Annotated in this window: 11 protein-coding genes; 6 read left to right on the top strand and 5 right to left on the bottom strand. The window is 60.9% G+C overall.

Features of this window, described 5'->3' with window-relative positions; genetic code table 11:
• The first annotated feature begins 33 nt into the window (after positions 1 to 33).
• A complete protein-coding gene (locus CKW30_RS24720) occupies positions 34 to 255 on the top strand; it encodes a DUF1127 domain-containing protein (protein ID WP_016770864.1) in 222 nt (73 codons plus the stop codon).
• Between the two features lie 64 nt (positions 256 to 319).
• Positions 320 to 1,546, top strand: a complete 1,227-nt coding sequence (locus CKW30_RS24715; RefSeq protein ID WP_095182203.1) for a winged helix-turn-helix domain-containing protein — start codon at positions 320 to 322, stop codon at positions 1,544 to 1,546.
• A gap of 89 nt (positions 1,547 to 1,635) precedes the next feature.
• Here CKW30_RS24715 and CKW30_RS24710 read toward each other — a convergent pair whose 3' ends face one another.
• Positions 1,636 to 2,982: a class II 3-deoxy-7-phosphoheptulonate synthase gene (locus CKW30_RS24710; protein ID WP_095182202.1), complete on the bottom strand. Its 1,347-nt coding sequence runs from the start codon at positions 2,980 to 2,982 to the stop codon at positions 1,636 to 1,638.
• Positions 2,983 to 3,133: 151 nt separating this feature from the next.
• On the opposite strand from CKW30_RS24710, the gene CKW30_RS24705 reads away from it, so the two are divergent.
• Positions 3,134 to 3,889 carry a spermidine synthase gene (locus tag CKW30_RS24705; protein WP_024013768.1) on the top strand — a complete coding sequence of 252 codons (756 nt, stop codon included), beginning with the start codon at positions 3,134 to 3,136 and terminating at the stop codon, positions 3,887 to 3,889.
• Positions 3,890 to 3,998: 109 nt separating this feature from the next.
• On the opposite strand, the gene CKW30_RS24700 is transcribed toward CKW30_RS24705, so the two are convergent.
• A complete protein-coding gene (locus CKW30_RS24700; RefSeq protein ID WP_056788494.1) occupies positions 3,999 to 4,790 on the bottom strand; it encodes a crotonase/enoyl-CoA hydratase family protein in 792 nt (263 codons plus the stop codon).
• A 419-nt stretch (positions 4,791 to 5,209) separates the two neighbouring features.
• Between CKW30_RS24700 and CKW30_RS24695 the strand changes: the two genes are divergently transcribed.
• Positions 5,210 to 6,883 carry a DEAD/DEAH box helicase gene (locus CKW30_RS24695; protein WP_016770859.1) on the top strand — a complete coding sequence of 558 codons (1,674 nt, stop codon included), beginning with the start codon at positions 5,210 to 5,212 and terminating at the stop codon, positions 6,881 to 6,883.
• Between the two features lie 116 nt (positions 6,884 to 6,999).
• Here CKW30_RS24695 and CKW30_RS24690 read toward each other — a convergent pair whose 3' ends face one another.
• Positions 7,000 to 7,767, bottom strand: coding sequence for a class III extradiol ring-cleavage dioxygenase (locus tag CKW30_RS24690; protein WP_095182201.1), 768 nt, complete (start codon positions 7,765 to 7,767; stop codon positions 7,000 to 7,002).
• 103 nt (positions 7,768 to 7,870) lie between these two features.
• On the opposite strand from CKW30_RS24690, the gene CKW30_RS24685 reads away from it, so the two are divergent.
• Positions 7,871 to 8,527 carry a thiopurine S-methyltransferase gene (locus tag CKW30_RS24685; RefSeq protein WP_095182200.1) on the top strand — a complete coding sequence of 219 codons (657 nt, stop codon included), beginning with the start codon at positions 7,871 to 7,873 and terminating at the stop codon, positions 8,525 to 8,527.
• Between the two features lie 172 nt (positions 8,528 to 8,699).
• Here the strand turns inward: CKW30_RS24685 and htpX are convergent, their stop codons facing one another.
• Together htpX and CKW30_RS24675 are read right to left on the bottom strand one after the other, a co-directional pair.
• Positions 8,700 to 9,587, bottom strand: a complete 888-nt coding sequence (gene htpX / locus CKW30_RS24680) for a protease HtpX (RefSeq protein ID WP_007908619.1) — start codon at positions 9,585 to 9,587, stop codon at positions 8,700 to 8,702.
• Between the two features lie 302 nt (positions 9,588 to 9,889).
• Positions 9,890 to 11,101 (bottom strand): pyridoxal phosphate-dependent aminotransferase, encoded by a 1,212-nt coding sequence (locus tag CKW30_RS24675; RefSeq protein WP_016770856.1) that lies wholly within the window; start codon positions 11,099 to 11,101, stop codon positions 9,890 to 9,892.
• Positions 11,102 to 11,325: 224 nt separating this feature from the next.
• Between CKW30_RS24675 and msrB the strand changes: the two genes are divergently transcribed.
• A complete protein-coding gene (gene msrB, locus CKW30_RS24670; protein ID WP_095182199.1) occupies positions 11,326 to 11,721 on the top strand; it encodes a peptide-methionine (R)-S-oxide reductase MsrB in 396 nt (131 codons plus the stop codon).
• Positions 11,722 to 11,788 lie beyond the last annotated feature (67 nt).

Here is an 11,788-nt window from a genome sequence, read left to right as displayed (position 1 = left end):
AGACTTGAGCCATCCACAAAAGGAGGCAAGACGATGAAAGGTCAAAGAGAGTATGCAAGCCAAGAACAGCTGTCCGGCCACGGCCATATCGTGTCCGATCTGCTGCACAAATTCAGCCGCTGGTATGAGCTGCATCGTGAACGGGAAATGCTCGCCGGGCTCAGCGACGAAGCGCTGAAGGACATCGGCATCAGCCGCGCCGATGTGGAGCATGAAACCGTGCGGCCGTTCTGGGACGACCCGATGCATAAATGATGAGGCTATCGCTACACAAACCCCTTTCAGGTGAGGTAGGTTGCGAGCAGACATGGAGGAATAAATGCCCGCGACAGTGTCCTTTTCCCTCAAACAGGCGCGACGTCTGGCGCTGGCTGCCCAAGAGTTCAACGGGCGCCAGCCGCCGAACGTCAATGCCAGTCATCTGAACCGGCTGATCGAACGGCTGGGCCTGCTGCAAATCGATTCCGTCAATGCCGTGGTGCGCTCGCACTACCTGCCGCTGTTTTCCCGTCTCGGTTGCTATCCATCTGACTTGCTCGACCAGGCTGCCTGGAGTTCGGGCCGTCGGCGCACGCTGTTCGAATACTGGGGCCATGAAGCGTCGCTGTTGCCGTTGTCGATGTACCCGTTGCTGGGCTGGCGCATGCAGCGGGCCAAGCGTGGCGAAGACATCTATCAGCAATTGGCGAGGTTTGGTCGCGAACAACAGGAAACCATCCGCCGCGTGCTGACTGCGGTTGAGGAGCGGGGCGCGCTTGGCGCCGGCAGTCTGTCGACCCGCGAAGACAAGGCCGGGCCATGGTGGGACTGGAGTGCCGAGAAACATGCGCTGGAATGGTTGTTCGCCGCCGGTGAGGTCACAGTGGCGGGGCGACGCGGTTTCGAGCGTTTGTACGATTTGCCCGAGCGGGTGATTCCGGCAGCGATTCTGCAGCAGCCCCAACCGGGTGAGGCCGAGGCGCAACGCAGTTTACTGTTGCATGCGGCGCAAGCGTTGGGCGTTGGTACGGAAAGAGACCTGCGTGATTACTTTCGCCTGAGCCCTGCGGATGCGCGGCGGCGTCTGGCGGAGTTGGTTGAAGCTGGTCAATTGCAGATGTGTGAAGTCGCCGACTGGCGGCAGATCGCCTATTGCCTGCCGGAGCCCAAAGTGCCGCGCAAGGTCATCGCCAGTGCGCTGCTGTCGCCGTTCGATTCGCTGATCTGGGAGCGCAGCCGCACCGAGCGTTTGTTCGATTTCCGCTATCGCCTGGAAATCTACACACCGCAGCCCAAGCGCGTGTATGGCTATTACGTGCTGCCGTTTTTGCACAACGAGCGGATCGCCGCGCGGGTTGATCTGCGTGCCGAACGGGCGGCAGGGCAGTTGGCGGTGCATGCGGTGCATGAGGAAGAATCGGGACTGGACGAGGAGGGGATGCTGGCGCTGGCGCTGAATTTGCGGCGGATGGCGGGTTGGCTGGGTTTGGCGCGGGTGCAGTTGAATTGTCAGCGCGAGAGTGCGGGCCGGTTGCGGGGAGCATTGGCGCAGATGGAGGGGGCCTGAGCTGGCGCCTTCGCGAGCAGGCTCGCTCCCACAGGGAAACGCATTGCAAATGTGGGAGCGAGCCTGCTCGCGAAGGGAGGCGACGCGGTCTAACGGCGGACTTGCTTCAGGGTCTCGGCAATCAAAAACGCCAATTCCAGCGACTGATCGGCATTCATCCGTGGATCGCAGTGGGTGTGATAACGGTCGGACAAGCCATCCTCGGTAATCGGTCGGGCGCCGCCGATGCACTCGGTGACATTCTGCCCGGTCATCTCGATATGAATGCCGCCGGCATAACTGCCTTCCGCTTCGTGCACCTGGAAAAACTGCTTCACCTCGCCAAGGATCTGCGCGAAGTCACGGGTCTTGTAGCCGCTGCTGGCCTTGATGGTGTTGCCGTGCATCGGGTCGGAGCTCCACAGCACTTGCTTGCCTTCGCGCTGGACCGCGCGGATCAGTGCCGGTAGATGATCGCCGACCTTGTTCGCACCCATCCGCGCGATCAGGTTCAAACGCCCCGGATCGTTGTCCGGGTTGAGCACGTCGATCAGGCGGATAAGATCATCGGGGTCCATGCTCGGGCCGACCTTGACGCCGATCGGGTTGTTCACCCCGCGCAGGAATTCAACGTGCGCGCCGTCGAGCTGACGCGTGCGGTCGCCGATCCACAGCATGTGCGCCGAGCAATCGTAGTAATCGTTGGTCAGGCTGTCGCGGCGCACGAAGGCTTCTTCGTAGTTCAGCAGCAAGGCTTCGTGGGCGGTGAAGAAACTGGTTTCGCGCAGTTGCGGCGAGCTGTCCATGCCGCAGGCGCGCATGAATGCCAAAGTTTCATCGATGCGGTCGGCGAGATGGCTGTACTTCTCGGCCAGCGCCGAGTTGGCGATGAAATCCAGGTTCCACTTGTGCACTTGGTGCAGGTCGGCAAAACCGCCCTGAGCGAAAGCGCGTAACAGATTCAGAGTCGCTGTGGACTGATGATAGGACTGCAGCAAACGCTCTGGATCCGGCACGCGGCTCTTTTCGTCGAAGCCGATGCCGTTGACGATGTCGCCGCGATAGGCCGGCAGGGTCACGCCGCCGATGGTTTCGTCGTTGGCCGAACGCGGCTTGGCGAACTGACCCGCCATGCGCCCGACCTTGACCACTGGGCAACCGGCAGCGAAGGTCATGACGATCGCCATCTGCAGCAACACTTTGAAGGTGTCGCGAATCTTCGCTGCGGAGAATTCAGCGAAGCTTTCCGCGCAATCGCCGCCCTGCAACAGAAACGCGCGACCCTGGGTAACTTCGGCGAACTGGCGGCGCAGCTCGCGCGCTTCGCCGGCGAACACCAGCGGCGGATAGCTGGCCAGGGTTTGCTCGACCTGGCGCAGGTGCGCGGCGTCGGGGTATTGCGGTTGTTGCTGGATCGGCAGGGCGCGCCAGCTGTCAGGGCTCCACGGTTGGCTCATCACGGTCTCGAAGTTCGTACGCAGGGAAGCGCCATGTTAGCAGCAATTAGTGCGTGACCTGCTCCCGCCCCATCGCCGACAATCGCCGCTTTGCCACGGCGCCACAGCGGTGCCATCGCGTCACCGCGCCCGGTGACCATCAGGAGACGAAATGACTGAGGAGCGCGTCGAGCATCTGCTCGCCGAGGTACAGGATGAGTTCGGCGTGATTCGCGTGCTGGAAGTGGCCGATTACCGCTTTCTCGAGTTCGGCGATGCGATCGAGCAGAGCTGCGTGTTCACAGCCGACCCGAGCTGGCTGGAGTACGACTACACCCGCGCGATGCTGATCGGTGCGCTGTGCCACGAGCAGCCGGAGAGCGCGCTGTTTCTCGGTTTGGGTGCGGGCACACTGACCCAGGCTTGCCTGAAGTTTCTGCCGCTCGAAGACGTCGAGGCCATCGAACTGCGCCCGGACGTGCCGCGGCTGGCCATCGAATATCTTGGCCTGGATGATGATCCGCGTTTGTACATCCGCGTCGGCGATGCGCTTGAACTGCTGCCGACTGCCGAGCCGGCGGATCTGATTTTCGTCGACCTCTATACCGATGTCGGCCCCGGGGTCGGGCATCTGGCCTGGAGTTTTCTCGGCGATTGTCAGAAGCGCCTGAATCCGGGCGGCTGGCTGGTGATCAACCAGTGGGCCACCGACGATGGCAAGCCACTGGGCGCGGCATTGTTGCGCGGCCTCTATCACCGGCATTACTGGGAATTGCCGGTGAAGGAGGGCAACGTGATTCTGATCGTTCCGGCGGATCTCGATCAGGCGCTGGACATGCAGGCGCTGACCCAACGAGCCGAAGCGCTGGCGCCGCAGTTGGGGTACTCGTTGCAGTCGTTGATCAACGCGATTCGCCCGGCGACCTGAGCCGGCAGTACCGCCCCCTTCGCGAGCAGGCTCGCTCCCACATTTGAAATGCGTTCGACCTGTGGGAGCGAGCCTGCTCGCGAAAAGGCCCTGACAGGCAGCAGATTCTTCACACCCCTTTGAAAATCCCTGGCCGCCGCTCCACCAGCGATCTCACCCCCTCCCGGGCATCTTCAGTGGCGAGCAACTTCTTCACCAGCGCCGGTAACGCCTGCGCCGCCGCTGTCTCCCCCTCATAACGCGCCTGTCGCGCTGACATCAAGGTCGCCTGCACGCCCAGCGGCGCCTGCCGGGCAATCCGTTCGGCCAGCTCGATCGCGCGGGGCAGCAAGTCTTCACTGGCCATCACTTCCTGGACCAAGCCCAGATGCAACGCATCGTGTGCATCAAACTCGTCGCCGGTGAGCAACCAGCGCATCGCATTGCCCCAGCCGGCAATCTGCTGGAAACGCAAAGTCGCCCCGCCAAACGGAAAGATCCCACGCTGCACTTCCATCTGCGCGAAGCGGGTATTGCTCGCGCACAGATTGATGTCCGCCGCCAGCATCAGCTCGATGCCGATAGTCAGGCAGTAACCCTGCGCGGCGACGATTACCGGCTTGCTCACCCGTGGCCCGACGAAAACGCCCCAGGGATCGCATCCGCCTGTCGGAACCTGCCAGCCTTCGGCCAGCGCCGCGCTGGCATTGACCAGATCAAGCCCGGCGGTGAAGTGCTCGCCGTGGCCGAACACCACGGCGACCCGCGCTTCGCGGTCGGCTTCGAACTCGCCGTAGGCCAGGCTCAGGTCGTTGAGCAGGTCGATATCGAAAGCGTTGCGCTTGGCCGCCCGATCGAGGCCGATCAAGTGCACATGACCACGACGTTCTCGGCTGACGCGGCCGGCGCAGGGCTGATTCATGGCTAAATCCTCAAGCGGGAAGGGCGGATGCGCGGCGCTTTGCCGCAGGTCGGTGAACCGTTTAAGCGTCATCGCCCGCAGGGCCGGGCCTTTGCAAAATAGACCGTTGCGCGATTATCCGCAAAACCCCGTTACACGGCGGTGACACACGGATAGGGGCCACAAAAAAAGCTCCCTTTTCGGGCGAAATCCGGTATAGTGCGCGCCGGCCTTTAACCGGGCCGCGTTTAGGTAGCGCATTTCCCGAAGTCAGCTTCGGCTGCACGTCCGCATTGCGGGCTCTTCCTTGACGATTCATCTTCATTCATTCGTTTTCGCAAATCCCCGCCGACAAAGCTGCCAGGGCGACTCTTGAGTCTCAACACGGCATGCGCAGCTTTGGAGCATGGGTCTTTGCGGATGCACTTAGAGGCAGACCCATGACCCAGGAAACCGGCGGATTCGCCGCTTTTAATCTCAACCCGAATATTCTTGCAGCCGTCGCAGCGACTGGCTACGAAGAGCCTTCGGCGATTCAGCAGCAATCGATCCCGATCATCATGGCCGGCCAGGACATGATTGGCCAGGCGCAAACCGGTACCGGTAAAACCGCCGCGTTCGCACTGCCTATTCTGCACCGCATCGATCCTGCCAAGCGCGAACCGCAAGCCCTGATCCTGGCGCCAACCCGAGAGTTGGCGCTGCAAGTAGCAACCGCTTTTGAAACCTACGCCAAGCAAATGCCAGGCGTCACCGTCGTGGCTGTCTACGGCGGCGCGCCGATGGGCCCGCAACTCAAGGCAATCCGTAATGGCGCACAGATTGTTGTCGCTACTCCGGGTCGTCTGTGCGATCACTTGCGTCGCGACGAGAAAGTCCTGTCGACCGTGAACCATCTGGTTCTCGACGAAGCTGACGAAATGTTGAAGCTGGGCTTTATGGATGACCTGGAAGTCATCTTCAAGGCTCTGCCATCGACCCGCCAGACCGTGCTGTTCTCGGCGACCCTGCCGCAGTCGATCCGCGCCATTGCCGAACGCCACCTGCGCGATCCGCAACACGTCAAGATCCAGACCAAGACCCAGACCGTTACCGCGATCGAACAGGCTCACCTGTTGGTTCACGCTGACCAGAAAACCTCGGCCGTGCTCAGTCTGCTGGAAGTCGAAGACTTCGACGCCCTGATCATGTTCGTGCGCACCAAGCAAGCCACTCTGGACCTGGCCAGCGCCCTCGACGCCAAAGGCTACAAAGCCGCCGCGTTGAACGGTGACATCGCCCAGAACCAGCGTGAGCGCGTCATCGACTCGCTGAAAGATGGCCGTCTGGACATCGTTGTCGCCACCGACGTTGCTGCCCGTGGTCTGGACGTTCCGCGCATCACTCACGTGTTCAACGTTGACATGCCGTACGACCCGGAATCCTACGTGCACCGTATCGGCCGTACCGGCCGTGCCGGTCGCGAAGGTCGTGCACTGCTGCTGGTGACTCCACGTGAGCGCCGCATGCTGCAAGTGATCGAGCGCGTAACCGGTCAGAAAGTTGCCGAAGTGCGTCTGCCGGACGCTCAAGCCGTTCTCGATGCTCGCATCAAGAAACTGACCAACAGCCTTTCGCCGCTGGTTGCTGATGCCGAATCGACTCACGGTGAGCTGCTCGACCGCCTGACCGCCGACATCGGTTGCACCCCGCGTGCTCTGGCTGCTGCGCTGCTGCGCAAAGCCACCAATGGTCAAGCGCTGAACCTGGCCGCAATCGAGAAGGAACGTCCACTGGTGCCGAACAACGCACCGCGTGGCGACCGTCCTGAGCGTTCCGGTGATCGTCCTGATCGTGGTGACCGCGAGCGTCGCGCGCCAATGCCTTTGGGCGAAGGCCGTGCTCGTTGCCGTACCGCGCTGGGCGCGCGTGACGGTATCGCTGCGAAAAACCTGCTGGGCGCCATCCTCAACGAAGGCGGTCTGGCCCGTGAAGCGATCGGTCGCATCCAGGTGCGTGACAGCTTCAGCCTCGTCGAGCTGCCGGAAGAAGGTCTGGAAAAACTCCTGACCAAACTGAAGGACACTCGCGTGGCCGGTAAGCAGCTCAAGCTGCGTCGCTACCGCGAAGATTGATCCGCCCTCGGGCTGATTGATCGCACATAAAAAATCCCCGACTGGTTCGGGGATTTTTTTTGCCTGCTCATCGGGCGACACAACACCTTGTGGGAGCTGGCTTGCCAGCGATGACGTCAGCCGAAGCGATAAATATCCATACCCAGCGCCCCCATCGTGAAACCCTGATGCGCCACGCTGAAAACCCCGCCAGCACCGCGAGCAAAGTACAGCGGCAACAAATGCTCATCACTCGGGTGACTGCGCACGGCATTCGGCGCCTGCTGGCGATAATCATGCAGCGCTGTTTCATCGTCGGCCGCCAGCTTGTCGATCATCCAGTCACGGAAATCCCGCGCCCACGGTTCAACGCTTTCCGGGCCGGCATGCCAATCCAGCTCCCGGAGGTTGTGGGTGATGCTGCCGGAGCCGATCAACAGAATGCCGTGTTCGCGCAGGCTCGCCAGTGCACGGCCAACTCGCGTCTGCAATGCCGGTCCGCCGCGACTCGGCAACGAGACTTGCACCACCGGAATATCGGCCTGCGGATACATCAAAGACAGTGGCACCCAAACACCATGATCGAACGGTCGTTGCGGATCGAGCCGCGCCGGCAGGTCATTGGCGTTCAGCAGTTGAGCCACCTCGGCGGCCAGCTGCGGATTGCCCGGTGCCGGGTACTGCACTTCAAACAGCGCACGGGGGAAACCGCCGAAGTCGTGCCAGGTTTCCGGGTGCGAGTGGCTGCTGACCAGCAGTTCCTGGCTTTCCCAGTGCGCCGAGACGATGACAATGGCGTTGGGGCGCGGCAGTTCAGCGGCCAGTCGCGCCAGTGCCGGGCCGCTGGCACCGGGCTCCAGCGCCAGCATCGGTGAACCGTGGGAGATAAACAGGCTGGGCAACATGGACGGGCTCCTGAGCGCTAAGATGAACCATCTTCAGTCAGATCATCGATCTGAATCCAATATAAGTTTCTGCGGTTTTTCATCGGTTTTTCGGGAGTGATCCATGCAGCCTGAGTTTTGGTACAAGAAATGGGATTCGAACCAGATCGGCTTTCATCAGGCCGAGGCCAACCCGTATTTGCAGCGCTATTGGCCGGAGCTGGCGATTGCACCGTCGGCACGCGTGCTGGTGCCGCTGTGCGGCAAGAGTCTGGACCTGCTCTGGCTTGCCGGGCAGGGACACCAGGTGATTGGGGTTGAGCTAGCGGAAAAGGCTGTCGAGGAGTTTTTCAGCGAACATCAGTTGCAACCGCAGATCAGCGAGCAGGGCGCATTCAAGGTTTATCGCAGTGTTGCGTTCGAATTGTGGTGCGGTGATTTTTTTGCGCTGACGGCCGAGGACGTCGCAGATTGTACTGCGCTGTATGACCGCGCCGCGCTGATTGCCTTGCCGGACGCCATGCGTCAGCACTACGCGGCGCATCTGCAACAGTTGCTGGCGCCGGAGGTGAAAGGGCTGGTGATTACCCTGGATTACGATCAGACGCAGATTCCCGGGCCGCCGTTTGCGATGAATGATGATGAGGCGCAGCGGCTGCTGGGCCAGGGTTGGCAGCTGGAGAAACTGGAAGAGCGAGATATTCTGGCTGAGAGCCCCAAGTTTCTACAGGGCGGGGTTGAGTGGTTGGTGGAGCGGGTTTATCGGGTTTCTTCCAGATAGTTTTTTATTAGCAGCTCCGGCGTCTTCGCGAGCAGGCTCGCTCCCACAGGGGAATGCGTTTCAAAGGTGGGAGCGAGCCTGCTCGCGAAAGGGGCAGTGCCGCCCGCGCAGGATCTGGGGATACAAAAAAAGGCCCGCATCACTGCGGGCCTTCTTTCTTATTGCGATCAAATCAACCGCGACGACGCAGTGCGTCAATCCGCTCTTCCAGCGGCGGGTGGCTCATGAACATGCGGGCGAAGCCCTGTTTGATGCCACCGTTGATGCCGAAGGCGTTCAGGGTGTCGGGCATATGCACCGGCAGGCCCTGTTCGGCGCGCAGACGTTGCAGAGCGCCAATCATCGCGCTGGTACCGGCCAGGCGGGCGCCGGCTTCGTCGGCACGGAATTCGCGCTTGCGCGAGAACCACATGACGATTGCACTGGCGAGGATGCCCAATACCAGTTCGGCGAAGATGGTCGCCACGTAGTAGGCGATGCCCTGGCCTTCTTCGTTCTTGAAGATGACCTTGTCGACGAAGTTGCCGATGATCCGCGCGAAGAACATCACAAAGGTGTTCACCACGCCCTGAATCAGCGCCAGCGTGACCATGTCGCCGTTGGCGACGTGACCGATTTCGTGGGCCAGTACGGCTTTCACTTCATCGGGCGAGAAACGCTCGAGCAGGCCCTGGCTGACCGCGACCAGCGCGTCGTTCTTGTTCCAGCCGGTGGCGAAAGCATTCGCTTCGTAGGCCGGGAAAATCCCGACTTCAGGCATCTTGATCCCGGCTTCGCGGGACAATTGCTCGACCGTTTGCAGCAGCCATTGCTCATGACGAGTGCGTGGCTGGCTGATGATTTGCGTACCGGTGCTCATCTTCGCCATCCACTTGGAGATGAACAGCGAGAACAGCGAGCCGGCGAAACCAAAGACCGCACAGAAGACCAGCAGCTGACTGAGGTCGAGGTCGACCCCGTTGGCCGCCATGAACCCGTTGAAGCCGAACAGGCTCAGGGTGATGCTGGCTATCAGCACGACCGCCAGGTTAGTGGCCAAAAACAGCAGGATGCGCATCATGGTTGTAGAACTCTCCTCAAGCTAAAGATGTAGCGTACTGCGGGGTATATAAGGTGCGGCACCGGGCTATTCAACCGAGTGACTATTTCAAACTGTGTCCTACAGCGGTTTCTTGAGGAAAAAGAAAATTCCCACCCTCGATTCCGACACGGATGACACAGCCTTTCGCCCCGCCGCCATTAGGTCAGACACGTCTGTACGGCTCGCATCGCAAGTGTAGAAGGGCTGCAAAGGCGCGGAACAAAGATGTGTTGCTGAATCAGACAGTGCGCAACAGTCAATCCGTTGCGCACTGCTGGCCATTACTGGCGGTAGGACTTGAGGAAGTTGCCGATGCGGCCGATGGCCATTTCCAGATCATCGACGCGGGGCAGGGTGACCACGCGGAAGTGATCCGGCCACGGCCAGTTGAATGCCGTGCCCTGCACCACCAGCAGCTTCTCGGAAAGCAGCAGATCAAGCACGAACTTCTCGTCGTTGTGGATCGGGCAGACCTTCGGGTCGATTTTCGGGAACGCGTACAACGCGCCCATCGGCTTCACGCAGCTGACGCCGGGAATATCGTTGAGCAACTCCCAGGTGCGATTGCGCTGCTCCAGCAGGCGACCCTGCGGCAGCACCAGATCGTTGATGCTCTGGTAGCCGCCCAGCGCGGTCTGGATCGCGTGCTGGCTCGGCACGTTGGCGCACAGGCGCATGTTGGCCAGCATGTCGATGCCTTCGATGTAGCTCTGCGCGTTGTGTTTCGGCCCGGAGATGGCGATCCAGCCGGAGCGGAAACCGGCCACGCGGTAGGATTTCGACAGGCCGTTGAAGGTCAGGCAGAGCAGGTCCGGCGCCAGCGAGGCAGTGCAGATATGCACGGCGTCGTCATAAAGAATCTTGTCGTAGATCTCGTCGGAGAACACCACCAGATTGTGCGCCCGGGCGATTTCCAGCATGCCCAGCAACACTTCCTTCGAATACACCGCACCCGTCGGGTTGTTCGGGTTGATGATCACCATGGCCTTGGTGTTCGGGGTGATCTTGGCCTTGATGTCGGCCAGATCCGGAAACCAGTCGGCGCCTTCGTCGCACAGATAATGTACGGCGTTACCGCCAGCGAGGCTGACGGCAGCGGTCCACAGCGGATAGTCCGGGGCTGGCACCAGCACTTCGTCGCCGTTGTTGAGCAGCGCCTGCAGCGACATCACGATCAGCTCGGACACACCGTTGCCCAGGTAGATGTCTTCGATGCCGACACCTTCAACCTGCTTCTGCTGGTAGTACTGCATCACCGCCTTGCGCGCGCTGAACAGGCCTTTGGAGTCGCTGTAACCCTGCGCGGTCGGCAGGTTGCGGATCACGTCCTGGAGGATTTCGTCCGGCGCTTCGAAACCAAACGGCGCCGGGTTGCCGATGTTCAGCTTGAGGATGCGCTGGCCTTCCTCTTCCAGTCGTTTGGCGTGCTTGAGCACCGGGCCGCGAATGTCGTAGCAGACGTTGGCGAGCTTGTTCGATTTGCTGAACTGCATGGCGATGTGATCCCGAAAATGAACGATCCAGGCGGCAAATGGACAACCGTACTGGGATTGCTGCGTCTTCGCACAGGCGGAGGTCTGGCGCTTTAGCGCTCAGAATCCGTTTGAATGCGCCCGGTCTGGCTGCCAGACTGGCGCGTGACGAGGCGCAATCATACGTGCCGCCCGATCCGTGGAAAAGGTACAGATCGGGCTTTTTCAGCCGCTGAGGTGTGATGATGGAAAAGTTGCAGAAAACCCTGGAAGAATGGCGTGCCATGCTCGACCCCGAGCAGTACAACGTCTGCCGTCTGAGTGCCACCGAGCGTCCGTTCTCGGGCAAATACAACGACACCAAAACCGACGGTGTCTACCACTGTGTCTGCTGCGACGAGCCGCTGTTCGACTCCAAGACCAAATTCGACTCCGGCTGCGGCTGGCCGAGCTTTTACGCGCCGATCGGCGATAGCGCGATGACTGAGATCCGCGACACCAGCCACGGCATGATTCGCACTGAAGTGAAGTGCGCGCGCTGTGATGCGCATCTGGGGCACGTATTCCCGGATGGCCCGCCACCGACCGGCCTGCGTTATTGCATCAACTCGGTGTGCCTGAATCTCGAGCCCCGGGAATAACCGAAACAGGCGACATCGCGTCGCCTTTTTATCGGTCAATTAGATTGCACGCAATTCAATTGCTCGT

Origin of the sequence: Pseudomonas sp. Irchel 3F6, assembly GCF_900187595.1 — a bacterium.
Taxonomy (GTDB): Bacteria; Pseudomonadota; Gammaproteobacteria; order Pseudomonadales; family Pseudomonadaceae; genus Aquipseudomonas; species Aquipseudomonas siliginis.
Note: the sequence above shows the minus strand (reverse complement) of the source record. Positions and strands in the feature narration are given on the sequence as shown.